The organism is Halobacterium sp. DL1 (genome assembly GCA_000230955.3).
In the GTDB taxonomy this organism is placed as follows: domain Archaea; phylum Halobacteriota; class Halobacteria; order Halobacteriales; family Halobacteriaceae; genus Halobacterium.
Window position 1 is genome coordinate 217787 of sequence record CP007061.1, and the last position, 25665, is coordinate 243451.

28 protein-coding genes are annotated in these 25665 nt (G+C 56.0%); 19 read left to right on the forward strand and 9 right to left on the reverse strand.

Annotation, left to right across the window (positions count from 1 at the left end; genetic code table 11):
* Window positions 1–439: 439 nt before the first annotated feature.
* Together HALDL1_01040 and HALDL1_01045 are read left to right on the forward strand one after the other, a co-directional pair.
* A complete protein-coding gene (locus HALDL1_01040) occupies window positions 440–781 on the forward strand; it encodes a hypothetical protein (protein AHG05713.1) in 342 nt (113 codons plus the stop codon).
* 622 nt (window positions 782–1403) lie between these two features.
* Window positions 1404–3308, forward strand: a complete 1905-nt coding sequence (locus tag HALDL1_01045) for a hypothetical protein (GenBank protein ID AHG05590.1) — start codon at window positions 1404–1406, stop codon at window positions 3306–3308.
* A gap of 935 nt (window positions 3309–4243) precedes the next feature.
* Here HALDL1_01045 and HALDL1_01050 read toward each other — a convergent pair.
* Window positions 4244–4345, reverse strand: coding sequence for a hypothetical protein (locus HALDL1_01050; GenBank protein ID AHG05714.1), 102 nt, complete (start codon window positions 4343–4345; stop codon window positions 4244–4246).
* On the opposite strand from HALDL1_01050, the gene HALDL1_01055 reads away from it, so the two are divergent.
* Together HALDL1_01055 and HALDL1_01060 are read left to right on the forward strand one after the other, a co-directional pair.
* Window positions 4344–5033, forward strand: coding sequence for a hypothetical protein (locus HALDL1_01055; protein ID AHG05591.1), 690 nt, complete (start codon window positions 4344–4346; stop codon window positions 5031–5033). The two genes, HALDL1_01050 and HALDL1_01055, sit on opposite strands and share 2 nt — an antisense overlap.
* Window positions 5034–6333: 1300 nt before the next feature.
* Complete coding sequence (locus tag HALDL1_01060; protein AHG05592.1) at window positions 6334–6834, forward strand: hypothetical protein; 501 nt, start codon at window positions 6334–6336, stop codon at window positions 6832–6834.
* Between the two features lie 61 nt (window positions 6835–6895).
* Here the strand turns inward: HALDL1_01060 and HALDL1_01065 are convergent, their stop codons facing one another.
* Complete coding sequence (locus HALDL1_01065) at window positions 6896–7234, reverse strand: hypothetical protein (protein ID AHG05593.1); 339 nt, start codon at window positions 7232–7234, stop codon at window positions 6896–6898.
* A gap of 156 nt (window positions 7235–7390) precedes the next feature.
* Here HALDL1_01065 and HALDL1_01070 point away from each other — a divergent pair, with 156 nt between their 5' ends.
* A complete protein-coding gene (locus HALDL1_01070) occupies window positions 7391–8557 on the forward strand; it encodes a transposase ISH3 (GenBank protein AHG05594.1) in 1167 nt (388 codons plus the stop codon).
* A 936-nt stretch (window positions 8558–9493) separates the two neighbouring features.
* Here HALDL1_01070 and HALDL1_01075 read toward each other — a convergent pair.
* Both HALDL1_01075 and HALDL1_01080 read right to left on the reverse strand, forming a co-directional pair.
* Window positions 9494–9880, reverse strand: a complete 387-nt coding sequence (locus tag HALDL1_01075) for a hypothetical protein (GenBank protein ID AHG05715.1) — start codon at window positions 9878–9880, stop codon at window positions 9494–9496.
* 183 nt (window positions 9881–10063) lie between these two features.
* Entirely contained in the window at window positions 10064–10669 is a 606-nt protein-coding gene (locus HALDL1_01080; protein AHG05595.1) for an ArsR family transcriptional regulator, read from the reverse strand.
* 921 nt (window positions 10670–11590) lie between these two features.
* On the opposite strand from HALDL1_01080, the gene HALDL1_01085 reads away from it, so the two are divergent.
* The gene (locus HALDL1_01085; protein ID AHG05596.1) at window positions 11591–12535 is read left to right on the forward strand and encodes a transcription initiation factor IIB; all 945 of its coding nucleotides are present in this window, start codon (window positions 11591–11593) and stop codon (window positions 12533–12535) included.
* A 22-nt stretch (window positions 12536–12557) separates the two neighbouring features.
* On the opposite strand, the gene HALDL1_01090 is transcribed toward HALDL1_01085, so the two are convergent.
* A complete protein-coding gene (locus HALDL1_01090; GenBank protein AHG05597.1) occupies window positions 12558–12791 on the reverse strand; it encodes a PadR family transcriptional regulator in 234 nt (77 codons plus the stop codon).
* Between the two features lie 1198 nt (window positions 12792–13989).
* Between HALDL1_01090 and HALDL1_01095 the strand changes: the two genes are divergently transcribed.
* The 7 genes from HALDL1_01095 (at window position 13990) to HALDL1_01125 (ending at window position 18339) form a co-directional block, all read left to right on the forward strand.
* The gene (locus HALDL1_01095; GenBank protein ID AHG05598.1) at window positions 13990–14871 is read left to right on the forward strand and encodes a hypothetical protein; all 882 of its coding nucleotides are present in this window, start codon (window positions 13990–13992) and stop codon (window positions 14869–14871) included.
* 96 nt (window positions 14872–14967) lie between these two features.
* Window positions 14968–15198: a hypothetical protein gene (locus tag HALDL1_01100; GenBank protein ID AHG05599.1), complete on the forward strand. Its 231-nt coding sequence runs from the start codon at window positions 14968–14970 to the stop codon at window positions 15196–15198.
* A gap of 91 nt (window positions 15199–15289) precedes the next feature.
* The gene (locus HALDL1_01105; protein AHG05600.1) at window positions 15290–15670 is read left to right on the forward strand and encodes a hypothetical protein; all 381 of its coding nucleotides are present in this window, start codon (window positions 15290–15292) and stop codon (window positions 15668–15670) included.
* Window positions 15671–15738: 68 nt separating this feature from the next.
* Window positions 15739–16401 carry a hypothetical protein gene (locus HALDL1_01110; GenBank protein AHG05601.1) on the forward strand — a complete coding sequence of 221 codons (663 nt, stop codon included), beginning with the start codon at window positions 15739–15741 and terminating at the stop codon, window positions 16399–16401.
* A 74-nt stretch (window positions 16402–16475) separates the two neighbouring features.
* Window positions 16476–16898 carry a hypothetical protein gene (locus HALDL1_01115; GenBank protein AHG05602.1) on the forward strand — a complete coding sequence of 141 codons (423 nt, stop codon included), beginning with the start codon at window positions 16476–16478 and terminating at the stop codon, window positions 16896–16898.
* Between the two features lie 107 nt (window positions 16899–17005).
* Complete coding sequence (locus HALDL1_01120; protein AHG05603.1) at window positions 17006–17497, forward strand: hypothetical protein; 492 nt, start codon at window positions 17006–17008, stop codon at window positions 17495–17497.
* A 446-nt stretch (window positions 17498–17943) separates the two neighbouring features.
* Window positions 17944–18339, forward strand: a complete 396-nt coding sequence (locus HALDL1_01125) for a hypothetical protein (protein ID AHG05604.1) — start codon at window positions 17944–17946, stop codon at window positions 18337–18339.
* A gap of 84 nt (window positions 18340–18423) precedes the next feature.
* On the opposite strand, the gene HALDL1_01130 is transcribed toward HALDL1_01125, so the two are convergent.
* The 3 genes from HALDL1_01130 to HALDL1_01140 all read right to left on the reverse strand — a co-directional run bounded on the left by HALDL1_01130 (window position 18424) and on the right by HALDL1_01140 (window position 21208).
* Complete coding sequence (locus HALDL1_01130; protein ID AHG05716.1) at window positions 18424–18558, reverse strand: hypothetical protein; 135 nt, start codon at window positions 18556–18558, stop codon at window positions 18424–18426.
* 96 nt (window positions 18559–18654) lie between these two features.
* Window positions 18655–18843, reverse strand: a complete 189-nt coding sequence (locus HALDL1_01135; GenBank protein ID AHG05717.1) for a hypothetical protein — start codon at window positions 18841–18843, stop codon at window positions 18655–18657.
* A gap of 1000 nt (window positions 18844–19843) precedes the next feature.
* Entirely contained in the window at window positions 19844–21208 is a 1365-nt protein-coding gene (locus HALDL1_01140) for a restriction endonuclease (GenBank protein AHG05605.1), read from the reverse strand.
* 122 nt (window positions 21209–21330) lie between these two features.
* Between HALDL1_01140 and HALDL1_01145 the strand changes: the two genes are divergently transcribed.
* Entirely contained in the window at window positions 21331–21735 is a 405-nt protein-coding gene (locus HALDL1_01145; GenBank protein AHG05606.1) for a hypothetical protein, read from the forward strand.
* A gap of 121 nt (window positions 21736–21856) precedes the next feature.
* Here the strand turns inward: HALDL1_01145 and HALDL1_01150 are convergent, their stop codons facing one another.
* The gene (locus tag HALDL1_01150) at window positions 21857–22027 is read right to left on the reverse strand and encodes a hypothetical protein (protein AHG05718.1); all 171 of its coding nucleotides are present in this window, start codon (window positions 22025–22027) and stop codon (window positions 21857–21859) included.
* A 46-nt stretch (window positions 22028–22073) separates the two neighbouring features.
* Here HALDL1_01150 and HALDL1_01155 point away from each other — a divergent pair, with 46 nt between their 5' ends.
* The 5 genes from HALDL1_01155 (at window position 22074) to HALDL1_01175 (ending at window position 25605) form a co-directional block, all read left to right on the forward strand.
* The gene (locus HALDL1_01155) at window positions 22074–22733 is read left to right on the forward strand and encodes a sigma-70 like region 4 HTH domain-containing protein (protein AHG05607.1); all 660 of its coding nucleotides are present in this window, start codon (window positions 22074–22076) and stop codon (window positions 22731–22733) included.
* A gap of 86 nt (window positions 22734–22819) precedes the next feature.
* On the forward strand, window positions 22820–23041 hold the full coding sequence (locus HALDL1_01160) for a hypothetical protein (protein ID AHG05608.1): 222 nt from the start codon (window positions 22820–22822) through the stop codon (window positions 23039–23041).
* Window positions 23042–23164: 123 nt separating this feature from the next.
* Entirely contained in the window at window positions 23165–24166 is a 1002-nt protein-coding gene (locus tag HALDL1_01165) for a hypothetical protein (GenBank protein AHG05609.1), read from the forward strand.
* Between the two features lie 71 nt (window positions 24167–24237).
* Window positions 24238–24585, forward strand: coding sequence for a hypothetical protein (locus tag HALDL1_01170; GenBank protein ID AHG05610.1), 348 nt, complete (start codon window positions 24238–24240; stop codon window positions 24583–24585).
* 87 nt (window positions 24586–24672) lie between these two features.
* Entirely contained in the window at window positions 24673–25605 is a 933-nt protein-coding gene (locus tag HALDL1_01175) for an LtrC (protein AHG05611.1), read from the forward strand.
* Window positions 25606–25665 lie beyond the last annotated feature (60 nt).

Sequence of the window (25665 nt, forward strand, 5' to 3'; positions counted from 1 at the left end):
GTAGTTTGATTGGGTACTCGTGGCAGCTTTCTTTCCCCATTTGAGCGGGTTCGTCTGAAATCGGCGCTCCGCTTCAGATGACATCAGTTCTCTCTCAATCGTCAGCGACAGTAGCTTCAACAGACTGCGCTGTCGCACCGACGTGCGAAAGGATTGCCTGGCCCATGTATTCACCGAGCTTTGGGGGGACTGCGTTACCGATCAGTCGGCCTAGATTTGACACACCGACGTCTTCCCAGTCATCGTAGAAGTCATAGTCTTCCGGGAACGTCTGAAGCAGTGCCCCCTCAAGAATCGAGAGTGCTCGATTCTGGCCTGTGTCGTAATGTCCAAAGCGACCACTGCCGTAATTGTAGAATTGCGTCGTTATCGTCGGAGCAGGTTCATCGGGCCGCATCCGGCTGTAAGGTGCTTTGTATGAGCGTCCACTCGCCTTCCGATGGCAGTCTGCAAGGAGATGGTTAAGATCTTCCTCTTCCCAGAGTGTCCAATCTCCACCGGGTTTCATGTTATCGATACGTTCCAAGTTCTTTTCCGAGAGAGAACGTGCTCTATGCACGTCGTTCTCGTCACTGTCTTCCCCTGCTTCGATTGGTGGCAGATGATCAATCGTGTCTTCAACCGTCGGATAGTCGTCTTCATTCTGAATGGGAGGGTTGGGAAGAGAGATAGGTCCCCGCTTGGACGCCATAACCACCCATCGCTTCCGCTTCTGTGGAATGCCGTATTCTGGACAATAGACGTTCTTGTTATCGTCACTGTTGACGTGGTAGCCTTGTGATTCAAGGCTCTCTATGAACGCGTCGTAGACGCCGTCTTCTTGTTTCACTTGGAGTACGTTTTCGGTTACCACCACGTCCGGTTTAACGTACTCTACGATCCGGGACACTTCATTTAGTAGACCCCACTTTTGATGATCTTCACGATTTTTGCCCTTTGAGTGTCCCATTGTGGAGTAGGGTTGACAAGGCGCGCATGCCGCAAGGACCTTCAGATCCGCATCCCACGGGTACATCTGTGCGATTGGTTCGGGATCTTTTGCCAACGCGTGGATGTCTGATTTAATATATTGTCCGTCAATATTCTGTTCGTATGGATACTTACAGTCCGGATCCTTATCGATCCCAGCAACGACCGAGACGCCAGATTGTTGGAGGCCATAACTGAGTCCGCCAGCCCCGCAGAACAGATCCACTGCAGCTACCTTCATAACGCACTTTCCAGCGCATCGTCACATAAGCGTTCGGCAACGTTCCCATTCTGACTTCTTCCCACTGTGCGAAGAAGCGATAGTGTCCCCTGATCAGAACCTCTGCCCGTTCTGACTGACCAGCCTTCATCGACGCGTAACAGTAATACTAACTTGGTGGTGATAGTCCCGTACGAACATACCGGTTTCTCACATGGATCAGGAGCAAATACAAATCAACGAAGCGGTCAATTGGTTCTTTTTCAGTGGTGGACCAGGAGCGCCACGTTACGGCGACGACCCAACCAAACACGCCGTTGACCATGACTCCGAGGCGTTTGTTCGTGAGGTCCTCCAAAACGCGAACGATCAGGGCCTCCCGAACGACGATCCCGTCGAAGTGACATTCCGTTTCGTCACGCTCACGGGTAATGAGAAAGAGGAGTTCCTTGACGGACTCGGTTGGGACGATGGACTCAATGAACGGATGCGGGCGGTTGCAGACACACATAATGGCCGTCGCTATGAACGGGTCGTTGAACGAGCCCGCGATCCTGATACCGAACTCCGTCTCCTCGTCGTGGAAGACAGGAACACAACTGGCTTGACCGGAAGCTGGGACGAAGACTCAAACTACGCTGCGCTCGTTCGCGACGAACTCTACAGCAGCAAGCAAGACGATACCGCCGGTGGCTCGTACGGCCTTGGTAAGTCCGTACTTTGGACGTTCTCGGGTGCTTCGACGGTTGTCTTCAATTCGCACCTCGCACATGGTGTGCGTAAGGACGATTCCCCGCGACTTATCGCTCGCTCTAAGTTCCCTACACATCAACTCCCGGAAGACAATACGACGTACCAAGGTGCGGGGTGGCTCTGCCAGACTATCGAAACGGACGATGGCCCCCGCCCGGAGTCCCTCTGGGGAGAGAATGCGTCACGGCTAGCAGAACAGTTGTACGTGGAACGGCCTGCTGTTAGCGGAACGAGCGCCATGGTCGTCGAGTTCCAAGATCCGACACGAGACGAGCGACCGGATGTCGAAGACCTCGCACAGGAGTTTGTGGACGCCTCTGTCAAATACTTCTGGCCAGCGATCTATCGAGGTGACCTCGAAATTACAGTCGAAACGCCAGACGAGACACTGATGGCCGATGTCGAGAGCGTCCCAGCGATCCGACCGTTCGTGGAGGCTTACGACGAGAGAACTACGGATGCTCAGACTCTGGTAGATCCCGGAGACGTTGCTGGACTTGACATCCCGGTAAAGATCCCGCCTCGTGCCGATGGAGATGAGACTCCCGACGGCTCAGTACGGTTGTCGGCTCGTCTCGCATCCCCCGCAGACGACGATTCGTACCTGAATAACGTCGCGCTGTTCCGTGGGGCAGGGATGGTGGTCAAGTATTACGACCAGAGCCGTGTCGCCTACGGCGACCGAAACTTCTTCGGCGTGTTGGCTGCTGGTGAAGCACGGTTGGAAGGGACACCGTCCGAGAGTGACCGAGAAATCGACCGGTTCCTTCGGTTCGCTGAACCACCCGAGCATGACGAATGGGAGTCTACCGAGAACCTCCGTGAACAGTATCAACGTGGCTTCCGGACGGCACTCGACGATATGTTCGGAACGCTCCGTGACGGTCTTCGTCACTTGATCTCGAAGGGTAGCAACAGTGATTCCCTCTCCGACAACGTTCTGAACCGGTTCCCGATCCACGGGAGTGGGAACCCCCGATCCACGACATCGCCTGTTAAGCCTGCCTTCGAGATCGACAGCTCGTCTCGCTTTGATGGTGACGCATGGATGATCTCTGGTCGAATTAAAGTACTGTCAGAGGAGTTTAACGGATGGAGTGCTGACATCTCACTCACCGGTGTTGGCGAGGACGGATCCCGTTATGATGACATTCCTATCGATCACGTTGAGATCGAACAATCCGGTGTAACCGTTTCATACGATGATGGATGTGCTCGTCTTGTCGCCGATGAATCTGTCCATGAAGTATCTTTCTCTGGTCGTTCTCATTCCGATGAAGCCGCTGACTTAGTGCACGGCGACGTCGGCGCGACCCAACTGGAGATACTCGCAGAGTTACAGACACCCGAGGAGAATAAAGCATGACCAGGCACTCGCAGCGACACCGTACTACGACACTTCCGTTCAGCTACCGAGATAAGGGAATAGACTTTGAACTGAACTCGTTCACCGTTGACGACGGCAATCAAAGAGCACTTGAACTGAACCCGGCACAGACAGAGATAAACTTCGCATCAAAAGTATCGTCGTCCGACAGTAGTGATGAGCCGGACTGGAACACCATTACTCTCCACGGAAAACTGCGCCTACCTGAGGAGACAGTCCAAGCCGTCTTCCCACAGGATGAACAAGCACAGCCCCCGGCCAAGCTCTACGTCACCATTCGCTGTCACGAGACGATCTACCGCGATCGGATCGTCATCTCCGGAGCACCTACAACATCCGGTGAATACGACGTTAGGCTGGAAGTTCCAAAAAGTACTGTCCGAGGGACTGTCGAACTGCGTCCGTACCTTGTTCGCACAGAGTCTCATCCGAGAGAAGAACCGAGCGATTACGCCGATCAGAAGAACTTCCGGGTCGCCAGTGGGACGCTGTACTACGTTGTCGTCGATCGCTCCGAAGATGAAGAACGAGCCGCCATCGACGGTGAGCGAGTACGCTTTTCACAAAACGCTCACCTCCCAGATGGGAATAAGCTCTACTATCTTGACTTCCGGAACGAGAGTCGTCCTAAATTGTGGATCAACTCTGACCATCCCCGTATTGCCGAGGTACTACAGAGTAGAGGATCTGTCGGGGCTGAGGCTCGGATGCGTGACGTGATACTTGACCAAACGAGCTACGGTGTGTGGGTACAACTGCTCGTTCAAGCTGGAAGTGCTGTGGGCCCAGAGGGCGACGTTGAACACGAATGGCAGGAAATGGTACTCCAGACGTTCGCTCGTAACCTCTACGATACTAACGACGTATCAGAAGCAACTCACCGTCTCAGGGACGATCTCTCTGATCCACAGACCCTACCCCACGTGATACAGCGGATCGATAGTGAACTTCAAGAGTATATAAATCCCCGAGAACAGCTGATCCACCTTATGGAGGAGGGCCTCCAGATCTAACATGACCGAGACAGAATTACATCGACTGACTGAAGACGGACGCCGTCTTGTTGGTCAATCGTTTATGCAAGGCGAGGCGGCACTCACCGATGAACAGCTGAAGGAGTACGTAGAGCCCATACCAGGCCATCCGAAGGCCGACCTCAACAGGATCGATTCAGCGGTGCAACAGGTGCTTCAGGAGTACTCAGAGTACGACACAGCTATAGATGGTGCACTCGCTGAAGACATTCACCATGGCCTCAACATTACAAGACGAACTGCCGGGGATCCGGGGCTCTGGCACTGGCTTGCAGTGGTCCGGTATCCTGATCTCGTTCGGCACCGGTGGGAGTATCGCTCTGAGGAGGCGATGAGGGAGAAATTCCTCGGCGCAGGCTCCGACTTGTACTCAAACGCTATCCACCGACTCTGGTGGATTTCGGAGCTTACGTCCCGTGGCGACGATTATTCCACGACTGACGCAGTCTTCGCCAACCAGACAATGGTTAACAAGGTATTTGACCGCTGGTTCGCACGCTATCAACCTGCGGTTCAAGTTATGTGTGACGAACTCGCAGATGAGCCGTCACGTGTCATAGATGAGACGACGCGACGGTTCAACCATGCACTGACGAACGTACAACTTGAAGGGCTATCAGAGGATGAAGCACGAGAAATAATCCGCGAGATCATTGCTGAATCTCAATGAAAGTTTGATGCCATATTTCTGGCCTTATTTACCGTAGTTTATTTTGTTGAATCCGATGATGGCGTCAGTATCGTACTTTCGATCGACATCCCGAGTCGCTGGAACCAGAGCCAGTAACTGATTTTGATACTGGTACCGACATAGAACACTTCACCTATTAGATGTTTGATTATACATTTGGTATGACATTCTTTGTCAAATATCCAATAACCACTGGATCCAGTGATTCCGGATAGATCGCAGGTGTAAGCGCGCAACCACTAAACACGGAACGGTCTTTGTTCGATTCGTAATGACTGGTCTTCACGACCCAGCGACAGAGTGGGCTGACGCGATCAACTACAGTTGCCCGAAGTGTGGTTCACAGGCATTCTGGCAGGAACTATCGACGATGGAAAAAGTGCGATACCCTGATCAGAGCCCCGCAACAGCGATTCATAAAACGCAAGACACGGACACACCTCCGATAGGAAAGTCCAAGGTCCTCAATGCCGCTTGTGAGCGTTGTAACAAGCAACTGGTCGATAACGGTAAGCTCTTAGTCGACACGTCGCCATCTGTTGAGGAGATTCGTGCCGATCACCACTGTCTTGACGAGCATTAGACTTGCTCACGGGTATTGTGTATCTTAACTCCATCTCCCATTTCTGGCACTGATCGGATTGGCTATGTTGACTAAGAGCTAACTGCAGCGGGGCCACACGCAGTCACTGGAAGCGGAGCCAGTGGCTGATTTGATGCTAGCACCGAAACGATTTATTTTCCTATTAGACGTCTGGCTATGTTCGAGACATGATGCCTCCGGCAAAACACCCAACAACCACTGGATCCAGTGGCCCCATCCAATCCAGTGACTCCATATTGACCGACAATTCGGAGTAAGCGCGCAACCACTAAACACGGAACGGCCTCGGCTCTATTTGCAATGGGTAACATTTCGGAGAAAGCAGCTAATTGGGAAGATGAAATTGACTATCGCTGCCCAAAGTGCGGATCCAAGAATTTCTGGCACGAATGGTTAAAATTTGAAACTGTGAGGTTTCCGAACAAGAGCCATAAGAATGTGAGCTACGTCCCCAGGGATTCAAGACCGCCTGCAGCGACCCACGTGGGATGCAACCGCTGTGATGCACAGATCGTCAAAGATGGCGAATTCGTTGCTGGTAAGTCACGCCCAGTCGAGGAAGTCCGTGAAGAGCACCGCTGTCTCGACGAACACTGAATCTCATCGATTATTTCTCTGCGTCGGCAGGTATCGTCGCTGCTACGGTTTATAAGGGAGTGTGCAGTTTGATTAGTTGTGATTATCAACATCATTGACCGAATTAAAGTAGAACTCTCACAAGAAACCACTCAGCGGCTTCAGAAGTGTCACAACGATCAGGATTCGGTTGATGATCTGATCACTGATCTCCTTGACGACACTCGCAATTCCGTCACGCTAACGGAATTCACCGACCTGCTCGTTGATGCAGTAGATCCCGATCAGATCGCCCTCTATGAAGACTTTTCCAGTCTTCTGTTCGTCGTGAACACCACGTCAACGGAAGAAAAATTGGAGGCTGCTGTAGAAGAAATTGATGCGGTAGAGATTGATGATGCCCAGTTCAGCTTCGATGTGATAGTCGATCCTGACGGTCCGCAGGATCTTGGGCGAATTTCCCTCTACACCACAGTTGAACTGACGGAAGTGAGTGGGAAAGGTATTGAAGATAGTGTCAAGCAACCTGTTTCACGTGAGGAGGGTGTCAAGAAGGTTGAAGAATGGGTTCGGAGTAGCGCAGAGCTGAAGTCGCTGTGAATTGCCTGAGTCATTGAAACGGTAGTAGCCAGTCGTTTTCTGGTAGCAGTCTCGCAAAACCTCATTCGGCCTTTCTGCTGTTCTCACAGATATCGAGACACGAGAGTAACTCTCGGAGTGCAGACTCTGGCTCAATTTCTCCCAAGTCAACCATTAGCGGGGTGCCCTCTATCGGCACAGTGTACATCGCTTCCATCGTTTGCTCTTGGAACCCGAAATCTTGGAGATCGAGCACGCACTCGACTCGGTAGTCCGGATCGATCTCTAAGACCGCGAGACGTTTTCCGTGGGGTCCTTTGTCTCGTTCGGCGATGTACAGGCTTGCAGCGTATCCTGCAGTGACTGCGTCCTTGATCTGTACGAGTGGTGGGATTTGGGCTTCAATTTGTGATGTCATCATATATTGATCCACGATCTTGTAACTTAAATCCTCGATAGAAAATAACTAACATGGGACCATGGCTCTATTCAGTTTCAACAGCGCAGTAATCGGGTTTCTTCCCCAGGTTCAGTACTTCACAAAGCCGCTTAGTTAGAACGTCTGCTTGCTGAAGGTGTGTCTAAAACCAAACAAGCAGACGGTGAGATCCACGAGGACCAGCTTCTTAACTTTCTCGTCAACCGCCTTGACGAGGAAGTTTCGCTCTCGTTAGCCAATAACGCTGAAATCACTGCTGAAGACATCTATGAGGTCCTCGTCGGCGCTTGCGCCGACGGGACCTCTGTCTCTACGCTCTGTGCGTCGAGCCAGAACTCACCCGCTGGGAACACGGTCCTCTACCATCTTCGGACGAAGTTCGAGCCGGAACGGCTCGAACGAGTCGCTAACACGCTCCTGCGAAAGGATCTCGATGAATTGCTCCCCGAACAGGTGGAGGTCTGCGCAGACCTCCACCTGCGGCCCTACTACGGTGACGAAGACGACACAGACGGCCTCTATCACTCGGTAGCGAAGCGTGGAACCACTGCGTTCCACGCCTATGCCACACTCTACGCGCGTGTGAAGAACAAACGCTACACGCTGGCGGTACGCCGTCTCAAAGACGGCGATACCGCAAGTAGTGTCCTCGCTGAGTTCTTCGGTGTCCTCGACGGCCTTGACGCCGGGGTCAAGGCCGTCTACCTTGATCGCGGATTCTACGACAGTAAGTGTCTCACGCTGCTTCAGGCGCACAATTACGCGTACGTGATCCCGATCATCCGGTGGGGTGAGGCGATTCAGCAAGAGCTCTCGGAAGGCTGGAGTCGCGTCATTCAGCATGATCTGACGGGGAAACTCGACGGTCACAGCTGGACCGTCGATTTTCCCGTCTACATCGACTGTACGTACCTAAATGGGAAGTATGACGAGAACGGTGTGGCGCGTCACGGCTACGCCGCTGACGTGCCGTTCATCGACTCACCACGGGACGCTCGATACCACTACTCGAAACGCTTCGGTATCGAGTCAAGCTATCGCTTGTTTGAGCAAGCGATAGCGACAACGACAACACGAGATCCAACGGTACGGCTGCTGTACGTGGTGGTGAGTCTCCTCTTACAGAACGTCTGGCGGTACCTTCACTACGAGTATGTGGCGACGCCCCGCCGAGGCGGGCGTCGCCTCTGGTGGTGGCCGTACAAGGAGTTCGTCAATATGATTCGACGAGCTGCGTGGACGGCCCTCGCGGTGCGTCGGGCCGTCCCCGCGAATCGGCCACCTGACGACCGATTCCACCGCTAACCACCGACCGAGCAAGCCAGCGGAGTGAGTGGCGACGCTGTCGCGTCGGCGGCTGACCGCCGCCGACAGCGACAGCTCTCCGTCGATCCGTCCGTAATTCTCTCGTCGAGACCGTCAGTACAACCGCTTCGACACAGAACTCAGGCCGCAGAAACAGCTAGCCGAGGATGCTTTGTGAGGTACTGAAACTGGATAAATCTCTCCCCTCTTCGAATCGAATTTTGTATTATCCAATAGAGTGGTTGGATATAATTACCGGATGCGTATTAGCAATATTGTAGCGCTTATGAACAAATTCGCCTCCACTCATCGTTTTGGTTTGGATAAATAGTTAGCGAAATAATGTCTCCATACTTTCTATTTGGTGGGTGTTAACCCATGACAGAAGACCAATCTCGGCTCGGATCAGTCCGAGCAAACAGGGGAATAGACCGGCGAAAGTTCATGAAATCACTCGGAGCCATCGGCATCTCTGGAGCAGGGCTCAACACGGCCATCGGGAAAGCTCGAGCCACTCCTAGCAGGGATCGTGTTCGAATCGTCACTCATCGGTCGAAGGGAGAACCTGTTCGGACTAAACAGGTTCCAAAAGAATGGTTTGAACAGAAAGAGCGAGCACGTCGAGGACAGCAGTTACTCTTCAACCGCCTAGAAGAGTCATCCGGAGTCCTGGGAGTAGGTTACGGTCCGAGCAACGCAGCTGTCGACAATTATCGATTTTTCGAAGTCAGAGTTCATGTCGACCGTTCTGAGGGAACTAATGCGGACATTCCAGAGGAGGTCGATGGAGTGCCAGTTGCCATTACACGCCGGGAAGAATACCAAGACACCTACTACAACGGAAACTACGATCCGGTTCCAGGAGGCGTTGAACAGAATAGTTCGACGGGTACTGCCACCTCGACTGCGAGAGTGGACTACGGTGGCAATCTCTATCTAATGGGCGCGCGTCACCTGTGGGTCGATGATCCGAATGTACAGGATAGCTGCTCTACCCAAGATCCAACAGGTGAAAACGCCTATCAAAGTGACGACTACTACGGACACGTAAAACACCACTTCCAGGACTACGACGCCGCTCTCACAAATATTGAGGCTGATGATCAGGAAGGACAACCGCAGCGCGATGGTTTTACTGACACGATTGTCGACGAAAACGGCTATATCGAGGGATATGTGGATAGTAACGGTATTGACGATATGATGGCGAATAATCTCGAAGTCCGTAAGCGCGGCATCACTACCGGTCCAACCACGGGCGTAATCGAAGAATACTTGGACAATTACTGCAGCACGAGCGTCACGAGACGCAGTCTTCTGCATGTATCCAACGAGCAACAATCCGGAGATTCTGGTGGGCCAGTGTACGACCGTGACTACTTTGAAGGAAATTACTACCTCTTCATGGTTTCTCTCGCCACCCAAGCAACGGGAGCCTCAGAGGCTGTCGGCTCAACAGCCCATTCAATGGCAAACAACCTTGGGATTCAGTGGAGGACTCGGTAGTTAATCCGGAAGGGTGGTTAAGTACCACCCTCCAAGAGTGAGTAATATGACAAAGATCCCGCCAAGCAGGAATGCGATCTCGGGGAGTGCGAGAAACTGAACAAGATTTTTCATAACCAAGACAGGATTTGAGGGATCCGTATCCGTATCAACGATTGTTTCTGGCCTAAGGTTACTAAGTACCCAACCAAAGAGGAAACTCGCAATACCAAGGATGCCAGTGATTCCAAGTGATTGTTTGAGAATCTTGCGCAGAGACCGCTTCTCGTTCGAATTGCCGGCAAATAATATAATCGAACTACTAGTCGGTGCGTACACATTCATTTCACGCCCTCTATCTGAATACCAGATATCAATAATTTCTATGAGTCCAGCCTCCTCAAGCTTATCAAGGTGATACTTTGCGTTTTGGACCGACATATCGAGTGATTTTGCGATATCGCTCGCGGTCTGCGGTTCCTCATAGAGCAAATCAAACATTGAACGAGCCGATTCAGAAGATAACGATTTGAATATTTTTTCGGCAGAATCGTCATTAATTTCGACTAGTTTCGGATTTTGGTCGTCTACCCGTGTCGAAGGCCGATAAGGAAATACACCTGGCATATTGTGCTCAACACTCCTTATTTGAGATCCACGATACGAACTAAAATCAGTGTTGGCCAAGCTAAAGCGGTTGTTTGAACCTGGACGAGTCATAAGTATGTGACGCTCGTATCGGTACCTATGCGCCGCAGAACAGTTCTCACTGCACTCGGAGCCACGACACTCGGTGGCTGTCTCAGCCAAGCGGAACAGTTAGCAAATCAGAAAACGAAGACCATGACCCAACAGACACCCCCAGAATGTGATAGTGACTTGGCGCTGCTTACTACCGATCTGGATCAAAAATATACAATCAAGAAAGGAACGACCGAAAAGTTCTCATTGGAAATAGAGCCTGCATCAGTCAATCTTGGTCAGGATATCTCGATCCATTTGAAAAATATATCCTCCGAGTCGCAGAGGACTGGATCTCGTGATCATTACGCAATTCAAAAGAAAGATAATGGTGAGTGGGATCACATTTTTTCGACCAAAGGTAATGTGCTTCTAGATGCCCAAGCAGTCGATCACGACCCAAGTGATGGATTCACTTGGGAGTTCACTGTGTCTCCAATCGGTTTTTCAATCGGCCCATATTATGTCTGCAAAGAATTAAAATCCGGCAAGTACCGATTTGTCTACTTCGGGCTACCCAATGATGCAGCACTTGAAAGTGCCTTTGAGATCTCGTCTGATTAGTATCACTTGTCTGAACACACTTCACGAGTCGATTATGTTGGGATTTGCTTCGGTGACTCGAATGGCTTGAAACAATAAAGTGGCATATGTCCTGAGTAGCAAATTCTTACTGTAGACAGCGATCTGATTTGAGGATCTCTCTTACTGCCGGTGTCAGCACCTCAACCCTGCGTTGAGTTTATTGTCCCCTCAATGGGTGAGGGGCTCACTGTACTGGCGAGTTCCCGAAACACGGTGAGAACGATGGCAACTAGAGACATCTACGAGACGACGTTCGACGAAGACGTCCAGACCGACACGAGGTCGAATCAGTGTCCCGAGTGCGACGGCCGAGTCACCACTAATACAGTCGAAACCGTCTGCGAGGAGTGTGGGCTCGTCGTCGACGAGCAGCGGATCGACCACGGACCAGAGTGGCGAGGGTTCGACGAAGACGAGCGTGAACGGACTGGCGCTCCGTTGACGGCAGCGCGGCACGATCGGGGGTTGTCGACGGAGATCGGGCGCGGGACCGATACGAACGGGAATGAACTCTCCGGAAAGAAGCGACGCCGGCTCGCCCGGATGCGGCGTGAACAGACGCGCGGGCGGTTTCAGTCGAAAGCTGAACGCAACCTCGCATACGGGCTGGGCGAGGTTCGCCGTCTGGCGAGTACCCTCGAGCTCTCCGATTCGATCCGCGACCAGGCGTGTCAGCTCTTCCGGAGTGCCCAGAACGAGGACCTGCTTCGGGGCAGATCCATCGAGGCCATCGCCACGGCTAGCGTGTACGGGGCCTGCCGCTGTAACGATCGACCAGTGATACTCGACGAGGTCGCTGATTCAGCACGCGTCGAACTGTCTCGAGTGAGAAACGCGTACAAAACGCTGAATACAGAATTAGGACTCCCTACCCCACCGAGAAGGCCGCAGTCGTTCATTCCGCGCTTCGCGTCAGAATTGGACGTCGCTGACACGGTCCGACAGCGGGCGTTTGAACTCGCAAAGGGCGCTGAAGCGACGATTATCTCGAACGGATGCCAACCGACAGGTGTCGCAGCGGCCTGCCTCTATAAGGCTGCTCGGGAGCAGGGACAATTTTTCACGCAAACAGATCTCGCAGAGGTGGCGGAGACAACGCCGGTAACGATACGCACACGATGGAACGAACTAGAGGAGGTCGACGATTCGAAGTCAGCCCCCGCGTAGCGCGGAGGCTCTGAAACCTTGGTTAATCGTCGAAGGCTTTCACCAAATACTGACCGTTCTGGGTAAGTCGATAGATCTTCTTCCCGTCGCGTTCCTCCGCTACTTCGATCATCCCTGCCTCCTGTAGTTCGCCGAGATGTGTGTAGATATACCCATGGCTCAGGTTCAGTTCAGCGGCAAGCCCATAGCCGTGAAGTGGTTCAGAACGTAGCTGTCGGAGGATATCCAATTTGGTATCGCTGATGAGACCGCCCATTACCACAGGGTATTCTGACCGGTCTGGGGAAACTCATAGAATAGAAATCTCTGACCGGTCAGAAAAAGCAAACAAATCAAAAGACCTATTGAACCGGGAGAATTGGAATCTATGTACTACCCCAAATTACGTTTCCGGTCCACCGAACAGGCCCCGGCGGGAGAATCGTACTCAACGGTGTAACTATCAATGGGACCAAACAACGAGACCAACCCCCCATCCTTCAATTACGGAGATCGTCCGAGTACAGGAGTGATTCGAGCAGTGGCATGGTTCAAAGGTGTTGAACCGACCGCACTCACGCCATTACAAGGCGTAATCGATGTAGACGCATTGAACGCCCTGTTCGACAAGCCAGAGGAGACAGATCTCTCGGTGTCGTTCGAATACGATGAGTGTGTAGTGGAAGTTACTAACGATGGCACGATAACGATTCGAGGAGCATCGGACGCTGGGTCAAGAGAACTTGACCAAGAGACAAACGTGCTGTTTCTCGCGCCAAGCAGCAGTCACCCCGAAGATGAAGGATGCAACGACTTGTTGTCCGCCGTCCCGTCCAGTCGCGCAAACTTGCTCGGGGTAACGTACGAGTCTCCAGGCACGAACCGCCTCAACATATGGGAATTCGAGGAAGAGACCCCTGCACACATCTCACTCATCAATGTTGGAGACTTTGCACGATCATCTGCCTCACAGCCATCCAAGAGGGCGCTTCCACCTGAACGGCTAGAGGTTGACGCCGTTCTCGACCCCGCGGATCTGACGACACTCGGAATACGAATTAGTGAACAACTTTCGGAGTGGGGAAGTACCGATGAGCAACCCGTTGTCTGCTTCCATTCACTCACAGAACTTCTCGAAGCCACAGACCTTAATCGGGCCTTCAGATTCCTCCATCTCCTTACGAGGCGTCTCTCGTTGGCAGGAGCGATAGCGCACTTCCATCTAGATCCCGAAACGTGTGACGAGAAGACGATTGAGACCCTCCGACCGTTATTCGATGCCGTTCTCGAAGTTGACGAAGACGGAACGTGGTCGATGTGCGTGCAATAGAGGACTACCACCAATTTTCCCCAATTGCCGTGCGAGGGGCTAGTTACCTTCAGCGGAAGTGACATCCCTGAATACAACACCGGTCAAGGAGGATTGCCACCCCTCAGGTTGAAGTACCATTACGGACGAATCTATGAGCCAATCGATGAACGACTACTACACTGACTTCGAAGAACTCCGACCAATCGGCGAAGCATCGCATATTCCGGATGAGAAACTTAGCGAATGCGGTGACAGTGCAGCCCATCGGCAGCGCGTTGCCACAACCGAGAAAGGGTATCCGAACGACGCGACTGAATCAAACACGGAGTGTCGGTCCTGTGGGGCGTCAGTCCCAGACGGGCAGACGAAATGCCGGTTCTGTCTCACTAACCATCTCGAGAGTGACGCCGCTAGTACGAACGAGTCAGCGTCGACGACGTTCCTCGGCATCATCCACCTAATCGTCGAGTCGACTACGTTCTACGGCGCCGTGGCGAAGGGCGGCGCCGCGGCGAACCTCCTCTCTGCCAACCAGGCGGAGCCCGCCGTCGACGACTACACGCTCATCTACGACCTCGACGAGGCGCCGGCGCGCCAGCTGGCCGAGCAATGGCCCTCACTTCCCGACGCGGTACAGGTGTCGTCAGCGGAGGGAGAGGGGCTTCTCAGTGCCGCCCGTGACCGGACTGGGTGGCACGGGCAGGAAGCGTCGGAGCGTCAGGAGCAGGCCCCAACGCGGCTCTACGACCAACGTGGGGACGGCATCCGCGACGCGTCGCGTCTTGACGCGATCCTCGACGACGCCGACGACGCGGTGTGGCTGGTTCCAGCGATGGCGCTGACCGAATCTACTGGCGAGGCTGCGGCTGATCGACAGGATTCGTCGGTACCGACGACGCAGGAACTCGACTGTCAAAACTGTGGACGGGCGACCGACCATCGGTTCAAGACCCACGAGTCGGTCCCGGATGCGGCGTGGACGGGACAACCGATCTGGGAGTGCCGGGTGTGTGGCTCGGCTCGCTACGGCCCCAGTCTCGCGTAGGGCCAGTGCTGGCCGTCGATTAACCAACACCCTGCGAGTAGCGTCGAGATTCGTTGGTTAATACCGTGATCTCCTGCAAGCCCGACGGCAGTCCCGATGGGAAGTCGTTCCGCGCCGGCGAGCGGTGAGGCGCTTCCGATGGAGCAAGAGTTCAAACAAGGGTACCGGATGCATCGTATACTCAGCAATCTCAACCGACTCGACGTCGACCGATTGGACGCCGCGGATCGAGAGCGAGTCGAGACCGCGAGAGACCTCCTAGAGGAGGTGAGCCTTCTCACGAGGCCGGGCGACGGAGCCGGGGCGGGCGCCCAGGCAGACTCCTAACTGGAGGCGCCGGCCACGCCTCAGGAGGCACCTCTCGCGTCTGTTTTTCGCCCCCGACAGGGGTGCGGGGGCGACCCCGTGAAGTCCAGATATGGCGACACTGCAAGCTGCGACGACGTCGACCGGCGCGATCGTATCGGATCCGCAGGCAGTCCGCGAGCTCTGTGAGAGCTACTGCTTCGGGACGCTCGATTGGGAGGTTACCGAAGAGGGAGAGCTCACCATCTGGGGGTACGATGACTTCGAGGTGTACGAGGCGCGGGAGAACGGCCTCCCGGACTACGAGGGCGGTATCGTGACCCACGAGTTCTTGCGAGAACTCGCCGACCACCTCGAAGCTGACGAAGAGTTCGACATCCAAACGACCGGGTATACGAAGTGTCGATTCCCGGTCCTCGCAAAGCGGTACGTCGTTCGCGACGGCGAAGTCCTCCACGCTGACCTCAGTTCCCCCGAGCCGATCGACGAGTAGCGTTGTTCATCCCCCGGGAGGGGTGCGGGGCGATCCAGTCGTGGGTCGTCCTACGAGGTGATTGTTCAATGGGCCACCGCGCACTTGTTGCGTACGAACGTACAGACGGACAGTACACGCTCCACTACAGCCAGTGGGGCGCAGCGAACCTGAAGCTCAAGCACCGAATCTCTGCTGAGTCGCCGTTCGGTGGCGACGACACCGACTCCAAGTGGGCGAAACAGCTGCTGGCTGAACTAGCCGATGGCCTTGAGGCAGACGCCGTCGACGGCTACCTCGCCGACGAGGATCGACCGTCGACGGTCGTCGAGCCGAAGCCCCGTGCCACCGGGCTTACCCTCGACGAGATCGTCGCTGACCACCTCGACTACCTCCACCACGAGGCGTTCTTCGTGGTGTCGACGACGTTCGAGGTGACCGCCTACCGGACGCTGTGGTTCGGCCTACAGTACGAATCGGAGACAGTCAAACAGGGGGAGACGGTCGGGAATGGCGCGCTCGCGACGGTGCGCTGGTACGACGGCGAGCCGGTCGGCGACGGCCACCTGCAGGGGCAGTTCGCGGCCTTCAAAGATGTCGTCGGAGACATGCTCGACAAAGGCGTCTTCACACCGTCGACGGCGAGACAGTATCTGAAGCGGAAGCTCGCCGAGCGGGTCGGAGACCGACAGGAGCTGCGCATTCCGACCGGGGAATCACCCTTCGAGAAGGCGAGTCTGAACCGTTCATAGATCAGGACTGCGTCGACCAGTTGCTGTTTTTCAGGGGCGGAGAGAACCGAGCCCCTCTGTAGGCTCGTGATTTGATGTCCGAGAAACCAGACGACGATCCATTCGACGATTGCGAGTTAGACCCCGACGCGATCCTCGGGACACACATCTTCAAAGACGTCCTGTTTACCGACGGCACGGAAACACCGGTAAACGTGTTGACCGGCGAGACACCGGCACATTCGCAAGCGACCGTCGAGGAAGCGAAGGAGTTCGCTGCGAGTATTGACACGGACACGCCACAGATCGCACTTCCGGCGTCAGTCGAAACGCAAGTCGAGACGCAGAGCAAGCCCTACACGGCGGCTGCGTTCTTCCACTTCAAGGCGACCGGCTCGCTCAAACGTCACCGCGCCTACCACGCCGCGTACGACTCGGATGCGTTCACCATCGACTTCGAAGCTGACTACGAGTCCGGAAACCTGACCATCACAGTCGACCGAGCGAACGTGTCCTAAGAATCGACCGCTAGATTAGGGTTTTTCGAGCGCCGGCGATGGGTGCCGGCGCAGCAGGAGCGAGCGAGCAACGACTCCCGGTGCGTCGGCGCTTCGAGGTGTTCGAGATGCACATGGTCATTTACAGTCTGGTAGAAGCATCGACAGAAGACGAAGCACTATCCACCGGAAAGACGGTGTTCGACCGCCTGGTCGGCGCGGACCCACACGCTGGCGCCGTCTTCGACTACCACGTGACGTTCGACGAGGAGGATACGTCCGTTGCGGGGAAGGCGCGATGGGGTGAGTTGCCGACTGCAGCCCCCGTCAACTCCGATGACGGCCAAGACCTGCTTGAGCGTGGCTGGAAGGCGACGAAAGAGGAGTTCGAGCGAAATCTCGACCGGGTGAAGGAAGCCATCGACGAGCTCTCCGACGAGGAGATCATGCGCGACGAGGACCTCGCGCGGCACGCCTTCCACCAGGTCGGCGCGTACGACGGCCCGGCGATCTTTCTGTACACCGAACACGGAACCGGCATTCGCCACCGTGGACAGCTGGACCGACTCCTTGAAGAGAGTGAAGAGCTCTGGATCGTGCCCGCCGACGTCCACTTCTAACAGATGCCCCGGATCACCAACTGGCGACGTGAGAGCCGCACGCCCACACTCGCATACCGGAATACCGAGACCGGCGCTCGGGCGGTCTTACACCGAGCACCGGATTCGTACCGCTACAAGTGGCGTGGCGTAATCCTCGTCGACGGCTACCCAGTGTGGTCGCGGGGGTACGAGACGAAGGACGCGAAATCGTTCCGTGATGAGCTCCGGAAACGGCCAGCGCCCGAACTGAGTTGTCCCGAGTGTCCGAACAGCGACGTGGCAATCGGGGGGAAAACGGCTGACGGTGCGAAGATTCAGCGCTGGTTCGAGTGCCGGAACTGTGGGTACGAAGCATCCTCGAGAATCGTGTACGGCGCTGAGCGCTGATTGATGTGAGCGTATCTGCGGTGACGTTTATTTTGGGCCGAGAAGGGTGGCCCGTCTCAATCGGGCCAGATCCACAGATGAGTCTGGAAGTCATCGACCGCCACAGCGAAGCACTGTTCGAGTTCCTCTGGTGTCCGGTCTGCGGGCACGAGATATTCAGTCACATCCCCTTCGAAGGAGTGTTCTGCAAGAACTGCAACACGCAGGTCATCCTCCGGGAATCCAGAGAAGACCGTGGCTACGAGGAGGCCGTTCTCGCCTGCTTCGACACCGATTCGACGTGGAACCTCCACGTCGACGAGAAACTCCGTCGTGATCTTCCGGATGGGTCGGCGCGGGTGAAGGTCCTCGGTGCCCCAGGCGACTATGAAGTCGACTGGTGGAGTCCGAAGCCAGATGAGGACTGGGAGCCGGTCGAACGTGGTGAGTTCGACGACGTCGAGGAACCTTCGGAGGTCTCTCGTTTGGCTTAGCGAAGCACTGCTACAAATCTAAAATTGAGTCACAGAGAATACTCGCATCGATTAAGTACTCGGTCCTGCCATCTGTCTATGAAGTTAATGTTTACTCGAGATGATCTCCCTCGTAATGACCGTCTTTCTAATCCGATCACAGTCCTCGTTCGAGAGGTCTCGCCCTCCAGCAGTAACAAACTCGATTTTGAAGTTACAGTCGAGGATGCAGACGGACATACAATCTCTCTTAAAATCTGGTCGACGCATTCTCTCTCCCTTTCGCTTACCGAAGGTCACCGGTACGAACTGGAAGACGTCCGAGGAAGGTACTGGTCACAGGGTGGAAGTCGACACTACCAGCTCGACAGTACGAAGGATCTGACAGTAACTGAACTCGGTCCGGCCGATGACACCGCGACGCGACTCTTGATTGTCGGCGACACTCACGTCGGTTATCGGCATCGTCGCCGTGATAAGAAAGCAAAAGGTGCTAAAGATCTCGACGCTCGTGATCGCTTCCAAGCGGTAATGGATCAGGCCAACACCCTAGACGCTGATGCCATTGTCCACGCCGGGGACATTTTCGATCACGTTGCCATCGGGGCAGACCGGTCCTTTGTGATAGACGCTCTCAACTCAGAGCTCAATATTCCGTTCTACTACATCTACGGGAACCACGATGAGCCTGCTAGCCGTCGAACAGTTGATGGAGCAACTAATGATACGTCAGAGATTGAGCGTCTCTTGAAGAATGGAGAATCAGTAGGGGAAACAGACGTTACGCTATTCGGAATCGACTACAGTCACGATAGCTTCCCGGGCGAACCGCTCGAAGCCTCGGTTCAATCAGTACTTTCAAACGCGAATGTATTGGTCGTCCACGATACTCCATACCCCGTCCGGAATGAAAACGGGTACCACATACATCAAAAGAGGGGAGCAGATTTTCGGAAGGCTATTGAACAAACCTCCGTTGAAATTGATCTCATCGTCTCCGGACACATGCACGTCGGTCAACAGGGCACGCTTGATGAGTTCCAAACGCCCGTCCTTGTTACCGGAGCACCAGCACCAATCAATAGTGGGAAAGAAGACAACAACCCGTCAACGTGGCTCCTCCGTGTGACTGAGAGCGGCGTTGACGGCATCACACGACACCCTCTCTGAGGACTGGTTGTTGTTGCGCCGGCGGTATTTGATGTCGACACGAAGTCAACTCAGATTCGTCCAACGAGGCGACCAGGATGACGAACCAAACGATTCGGACCGGGTCGCACAGGTATACCGACGCTCGGACGGCTACCCGACGAGCGTCCTGCAGGATCTCATCCGGCTGAAGGAACTGCTCGATGCGACCCACGCCGAGAGAGAACCGGCCTACACGGCAGCAGCGTTCGTGTTCCTCGACAAGCTCTCGAGGCCCCACCGACGAGGCCTTCGAGCGAGCCACTTGGCAGTTCCACAGCCCTAGAGCACGCGCTCGAAGAGCTGGTCGCTAAGCCGGCGTGAGAACGCGACCGGTCTAAATGATGCCGCCGATGACGAGCAGGCCGACGACGAGCAGCAGCGTCGCGACCACGCTCCCTCCAGCGAGTAACTTGTTCTCCATCGCCTTCTCGTGGAGTGGCATTGCGGCGTATTCCTCGCGGAACGCCTCGAGGTTGTCCTCGTCGTAGAAGTACTTCATCTTCAGCGCGAACCGTTCGGTGACCGCACAACCAGTACAAACCGGCTCGCCTTCCAACCGTTCCGTTTTGGTGTGGCTGTTGCAGGCGATGGCCCCGCAGTTCGGACAGTAGGTGTACGTCTCATCGACGCCGCTCGTGTCACAGTGGACGCACCGATGGATGCCGTCCTCGTCTGTTACTCTGGACGGCCCTGCCGCGTAGTACTCGTAGGGGTAGGTGTACTCCTGGAGTTCCGTCGTCTGTCGAACCTCAGGAAGGTACACCGGTTCGATCGACTGGACCGAGATATCCGAGCGGTTCGGCTCGCAGGTCTTGTTGTAGGTGACGTTGTTGTCGCCGGTGTAGGTGACCGTCGTCGTGTGGTGCTGCTGGAGCCGCTCGACGGCCCACTCTTTGTACTCGGTCTGCGTCTGGCCGAACCGGTTCTCCTCGACGTCGTCGAACACCTCCGCGAACTGCTCGGTATCGAGTTCGACCGTCGCGTGGAGGTTCTCGGTGACCAGTGTCGTGACGTCCTCGTTGACGACCTGCGGCTGCCCGCGTTCGGCGTGGGCAACGAATCGAGTCCGGTCGTTGATCCGGTGGATGACGCCCACCGACGTCTCGAAGACAGCGTTCGTGTCGGCGGTGACCGCAACCACCGGGCGGAACGTCACCGACGAATGCGGTTTTGGAAGGTCGGCGGCCTCGATGTTCTCGATGTCGCGGAACGCCTCCGTGACTGGCGCGTCGACGTCGGCGGCCGGGTCATAGGGGCGGAGTGTCTCGTCGCAGAGAATCTCGATGCGCCCGTTGTAGAGGTCGAGGCCGATCTCGTCGGCGATCCTCCGGAGGTCCTCGCCGTCCAGCAACTCGATTGGGTGGGGGTCGTCGTTCTGCTGGAGGCGGTTTGCGTACTCCTGAGCAGGGTTCGTAAACCGGCCGGTCGTGACGACCATTCCGCGTTTGGGACCGTCGAAGTCGAACGTCGCGATCGCCGAGTGGAGCTTCTGGACGACCGGCCGCCCGACAGTCCCCGTGTGCTTGCACTCGACGATAATCGCACGCCGGGTGCCGTCGACGACTTCCTCCATGATGACGTCGCGACCCTCGTCAGCCGTGCGGTCGGCCTGGCGGACGTTCTCGTAGCCGAGATTGCGGAAGACGTCCTCTACCACGTCCTCGAACTCGAACCCTGAGAGATCGTTCAGTACAGCCATCCCGATATATCTGGACAGTACGTTGCAACTGTCAAATACGTTGCCGAACGCAGCTACGTCCTGTTTTTGAACCCCTGAGAGGGGTGCGGGGATGATCGAACGAGCCTCCCGCGAACCAACCTATGAGTGGAATCAGCGACGCACGCTCACACGTACAGTCACGGACCTCGGCTGATCCCGACGTCATCTACGTCGGTTACCGTCGTCGAGGCCGCGCCATCGTCGAGAAGCAATCGGACCAAGAACAGCTCACGCCAGAGCGGAGTCTCGAGCTGGCGAATCACAGTCCTTCGGGCTTCGAATGGGGATATGGTGGCAGCGGGCCGGCCCAACTTGCACTCGCCCTCCTGCTCGATTACACTGACGATGAGGAGGTGGCGCTTGCGGAGTACAAGGCGTTCAAGACCGAAGTGGTGAGCCAGCTAGAGAGTTTAGGACCCGACGACTGCTGGCGACTCACCGGCCGCGAGATAGATGCAGTCCTTCGTGAGATAGTCGACGATCCAGTCGCACCGTCCGTCAACTAACGATCACAGAGAGCAATCAATGTCAGAACACACCCAGCAGCCTCGTACGAGCGCAGAATCGCCGCAGAACCGTGAGCGTCAGGCACCAACCGAGTACGTCGAGCGAAGCGATGTCGGCGTCTCACTCACCGTCAAACTCACTCGTGGTACCGGCACCCGCGATCAAGACAAGATCACGGCCAAAGTGAAGGGCAAGACGCTCGAAGATGCCCGCGAGGATATGGAAACCCTCCGCGAGTATATCCACGACCTCGCTGAGGACACTCGCCAGATCCAGCCAGCTAACCCACACGAATAGTACTTCTTTTGACTATTGCACAGAATTGTGTAACCAAAGGATGTACGAAGTGTGCGGTGAGAAGGAACTCAAGGTCGTCCTCGCGCTTGACCCGGAGGATTCCATCTCAGGCGTCGCGCGGAAGATTGACGAGAACCGGGAGACGATCCGTCGCGTCGTGCATCGCCTCGAGGAGGCGGGATACGTCGCGTACGACGATGGGCTCCATCTCGTCGATCAGGCAATCCAAGACGTCGGTCTCGAGTTCCTGACGGCGTCAGCAAACATCTCGCCGCCATCCATAGCGGAGGCGTATGTCCTCCCGCAGTTCGCCAGTATGGACTACGCCTTCACTTCCATTGATGCGGTCTACGTCTGGACCCGCGGTGGCTACCAGGTCGCTCGCGACCCAGAGGACTATCCGCTGTTCATCGCCGTCCACGAATCCGACCTCGACGCTTGGACGGCGTTCTTCGATCGATTTGGAATCCCGACTTCAGAAGAGCGCCAGCCCGCTACCGACTTCGATGGTGCGATACAGGTTGTTCTGGAGCTACGGCCACAGATCGAAGCCGAGATGGTCGATGGACGGCCCGTCATCCCACTCCAAGAAACGGCGGCGTTCGCAAACGAGCACTACGCGCACTTCCAGTCGGCGCTCGACATGCTCGGCCGCATGTACGACAGCGTCGACACTGACGCGAATTACCGTCCAAACTGACTTGGGATTCTGACAAGGAATGTCTTCGACCGGGAGTGGCCTGGCCGCTGTTTATTGTCGCCTTGAGAGAGCGGAGGCGAACAAAAGTGAGCAACTCGTCAAACCTATCCGTCGAATCAGACGGTCTCACACCGGAACAGCGTCTTGAACCGCTAAACACTCGACTCATCAACGCTGGTATCGCGACGATTCACGACATGGAGACGCTCCGAGCCTGCGTCGCCTACGAGAATGCTAACCAGAACCGGACGCATATTCTGCGACGCCTCGAGTGGAAGGCTAGGGAGCTCCGTGAGGACAAGGAGTAGATTCCGGTCTTAACCAACAATCCCGAGTTGTATCACTAATTGTTGGTTAATAGAATGTAGTCCCGGTTTTTCGAGCCCCTGAATGGATGCGGGGCGGCCAGCAGCGGCCTCGCAAGCCCAGTCATGTCCCTCGATCTGAGTGCAAATTCCAACACGGCTAGTGAAATCGCTGCCGCCAGACAAGCCGACGTCGTGGCCTTCCTCCATCGAGCGCCGTTCACCCTGGATGCCTATAAGGTCGGATTCCTACCCGGGTTCCGAGAGGACTGTGGATACCAGCAGAGCCAGTATCAGGACCTGAATATCCCCGTCGGAATGCTCGACAACGACTTCCGGAACCCCAATCTGGATCGATTCGTCGATCGGTTCTTCGAGCACGAACCATGGGTCGGTGTCATAGGCGATGTCTACGAACGCGACGACGTCGATGACCATGTCGCCGCTGCTCGCGAGATTCAGGCCAGCTACCCCGAGGCCGAGCTCATTATCGTCCCGAAGTCACGATCGGTGATCGACGCGGTTCCCGATGACATCGTCCTCGGATATTCGCGTGGCTACGCCGACCGGTTGGCCCACGAGTTCTCCGAGCCGACCGATTGGCGCGGTCGTCACGTCCACATCCTCGGCGGGAGCCCACCCAAGCAACTCGAGGCCATCCAGCAGCTGACCCGACCGACGCTCTCTGCCGATCCACCAGCCGACATCGTGGGCGTCGACTGGAACGGACTCCATCGCGGCGCACAGTTCGGCGAGTTCTGGACGGCCGACGGCTGGGACGACAGCGGTCGCGACGCCGATCACGTCACCGTTCGGAAGACGGTGCGCCATAGTCTCGCTCGAATACGTGAGTTCTGGAAGTCCCACGGGATCTGGCCCGAGACGACACCACAGGACGCGGGGTTACACATCGAGTACGGGGGGCCGAGCCCAGCCGATCTCGAGGAAGCCGCCTGCACCGAATGCGAGGCAAACGTCTGGCGAACACGTCGCGGCCCTTTCGTCGCTGAATACGACACTGGCGCAGTCTGTGGATACTGCAGCTACGAGTGCTACTTCAGCCACCGTCACCGGAACAACCTGGAGGAGATCGCCGGCGAGCAGAGCGTCTACCTCCCCCCGGCGTGACTTCGCGACCTGTTTTTCGTGCCCCCAGAGAGGGCGAGGGCTCCTTCGAAAGCTCTCAGAGGTGACTTCCAGTGAGTCAACAACAGAGTCCCGACACCGTCTCGATCGACGAGATCCCGGTCGATATCGACAACACGCAATCAGCGGAGGTCGATCCCGCCGACGTCCCCGACGAAATCGAATCCATCACCCGTGGACTCGCCGGTGAGCAGCCGCCGACGAATCCGCTGGTCGTGCTGAAAGCGGCCCGATGGTGGTACATTCACGGCAAGGGCGGCACGGACCCCGCCTTCCAATGGGCTATCGAGTGGGCACGTCACCTTGCGACCGATACGCCTAGCGACGTCGAGCGGTTCGACGAGTTCCTCGAGTACCTCGTCACAGTCGGCTTCGCGGACGAACGCCACGAGCTCCGCTGACCGACAGAGCGGTTTTTTGAACGCCCCTGAGGGGTGCGGCGCGGTCTGAACAGACGCAGTCGCCGTGAACTTGATTCGGTGAATACAATGGCTACGACCAGTGACTCGTCGGTCTCCTTTGACCAGACCGACACGCGATCAGACGAGATGAACAGCACTATCGAACAGTGGATCGACGACCTCGTCGCCGGCGTCGACGACGCGCAGGCCAGCGCGGAGTTCCAGGAGTGGCTTGACGTCCAGAGTCGCTTCCACGACTACTCCTACCGGAACACGCTCCTCATCAAGCGGCAGTGTCCCGAGGCAACGCGGGTGGCGGGCTACCGGACGTGGCAGGAGGAGTTCGACCGCCACGTCACGGAGGGCGAATCGGCTATCTGGATCTGGGCACCAATCATCACGAACCAGTGTCCGGAGTGCGAGAACTCGCCGAGCTACCACAAGAGCAGCGACTGTGAGTACGACGAGACGCCACCCGAGGAGTGGTCCGAGGGCCTGGTCGGGTTCAAGCCCGCACCGGTGTTTGACATCTCCCAGACCGAGGGCGAACCGCTCCCCGACCTCGACACTGAGGCGACTGGGGACGCTGGCGACCTCGTTGGTCAACTGACCGACGCCTCGGATGAACTCGGCGTGACGGTGCAGATCATTCCAGCAGACGAGTGGACCCACGGTGAGGCAAAGGGCATTTGCGAGCAACTGAGTCTCGTCGATATGCAGCCGCGTGTCGAGGTACGGGGTCGGAAGAACGACGCTGATCTCGCCCGGACACTGATTCACGAGTACGCGCACGCCCTGCTCCACTTTGACGTCGACGACGACACCGAGCGGTCGAAACGCGAAGTCGAGGCCGAAGCCGTCGCGTACGTCGTCGGGCGGTACTGCGGACTCGATACCAGCGGCTCGGCGTTCTACCTCGCAGCCTGGGAGTCGGACGATCCCGAGGTTGTTCGCGAGCGGCTTGGACGGATCAGTACGTCGGCGCAGGAAGTCATCGACACACTCGAAGCGAGAGAGTAACTCTTAACCAACGTTCTTCCCCGTGATCTCCTTCCGTTAGTTAACCGGGTTGGGCCCGTC

Excerpts from the sequence above, each read along its gene's own strand:
- HALDL1_01040 (AHG05713.1), top strand. The coding sequence starts at position 440 with ATGGCAGTCTGCAAGGAGATGGTTAAGATCTTCCTCTTCCCAGAGTGT.
- HALDL1_01045 (AHG05590.1), top strand. The coding sequence starts at position 1,404 with ATGGATCAGGAGCAAATACAAATCAACGAAGCGGTCAATTGGTTCTTT.
- HALDL1_01055 (AHG05591.1), top strand. The coding sequence starts at position 4,344 with ATGACCGAGACAGAATTACATCGACTGACTGAAGACGGACGCCGTCTT.
- HALDL1_01050 (AHG05714.1), bottom strand. The coding sequence starts at position 4,345 with ATGTTAGATCTGGAGGCCCTCCTCCATAAGGTGGATCAGCTGTTCTCG.
- HALDL1_01065 (AHG05593.1), bottom strand. The coding sequence starts at position 7,234 with ATGATGACATCACAAATTGAAGCCCAAATCCCACCACTCGTACAGATC.
- HALDL1_01075 (AHG05715.1), bottom strand. The coding sequence starts at position 9,880 with ATGCAGAAGACTGCGTCTCGTGACGCTCGTGCTGCAGTAATTGTCCAA.
- HALDL1_01080 (AHG05595.1), bottom strand. The coding sequence starts at position 10,669 with ATGCCAGGTGTATTTCCTTATCGGCCTTCGACACGGGTAGACGACCAA.
- HALDL1_01085 (AHG05596.1), top strand. The coding sequence starts at position 11,591 with ATGGCAACTAGAGACATCTACGAGACGACGTTCGACGAAGACGTCCAG.
- HALDL1_01090 (AHG05597.1), bottom strand. The coding sequence starts at position 12,791 with ATGGGCGGTCTCATCAGCGATACCAAATTGGATATCCTCCGACAGCTA.
- HALDL1_01095 (AHG05598.1), top strand. The coding sequence starts at position 13,990 with ATGAACGACTACTACACTGACTTCGAAGAACTCCGACCAATCGGCGAA.
- HALDL1_01100 (AHG05599.1), top strand. The coding sequence starts at position 14,968 with ATGGGAAGTCGTTCCGCGCCGGCGAGCGGTGAGGCGCTTCCGATGGAG.
- HALDL1_01105 (AHG05600.1), top strand. The coding sequence starts at position 15,290 with ATGGCGACACTGCAAGCTGCGACGACGTCGACCGGCGCGATCGTATCG.
- HALDL1_01110 (AHG05601.1), top strand. The coding sequence starts at position 15,739 with ATGGGCCACCGCGCACTTGTTGCGTACGAACGTACAGACGGACAGTAC.
- HALDL1_01115 (AHG05602.1), top strand. The coding sequence starts at position 16,476 with ATGTCCGAGAAACCAGACGACGATCCATTCGACGATTGCGAGTTAGAC.
- HALDL1_01120 (AHG05603.1), top strand. The coding sequence starts at position 17,006 with ATGCACATGGTCATTTACAGTCTGGTAGAAGCATCGACAGAAGACGAA.
- HALDL1_01125 (AHG05604.1), top strand. The coding sequence starts at position 17,944 with ATGAGTCTGGAAGTCATCGACCGCCACAGCGAAGCACTGTTCGAGTTC.
- HALDL1_01130 (AHG05716.1), bottom strand. The coding sequence starts at position 18,558 with ATGTCCGTCTGCATCCTCGACTGTAACTTCAAAATCGAGTTTGTTACT.
- HALDL1_01140 (AHG05605.1), bottom strand. The coding sequence starts at position 21,208 with ATGGCTGTACTGAACGATCTCTCAGGGTTCGAGTTCGAGGACGTGGTA.
- HALDL1_01145 (AHG05606.1), top strand. The coding sequence starts at position 21,331 with ATGAGTGGAATCAGCGACGCACGCTCACACGTACAGTCACGGACCTCG.
- HALDL1_01155 (AHG05607.1), top strand. The coding sequence starts at position 22,074 with ATGTACGAAGTGTGCGGTGAGAAGGAACTCAAGGTCGTCCTCGCGCTT.
- HALDL1_01165 (AHG05609.1), top strand. The coding sequence starts at position 23,165 with ATGTCCCTCGATCTGAGTGCAAATTCCAACACGGCTAGTGAAATCGCT.
- HALDL1_01175 (AHG05611.1), top strand. The coding sequence starts at position 24,673 with ATGGCTACGACCAGTGACTCGTCGGTCTCCTTTGACCAGACCGACACG.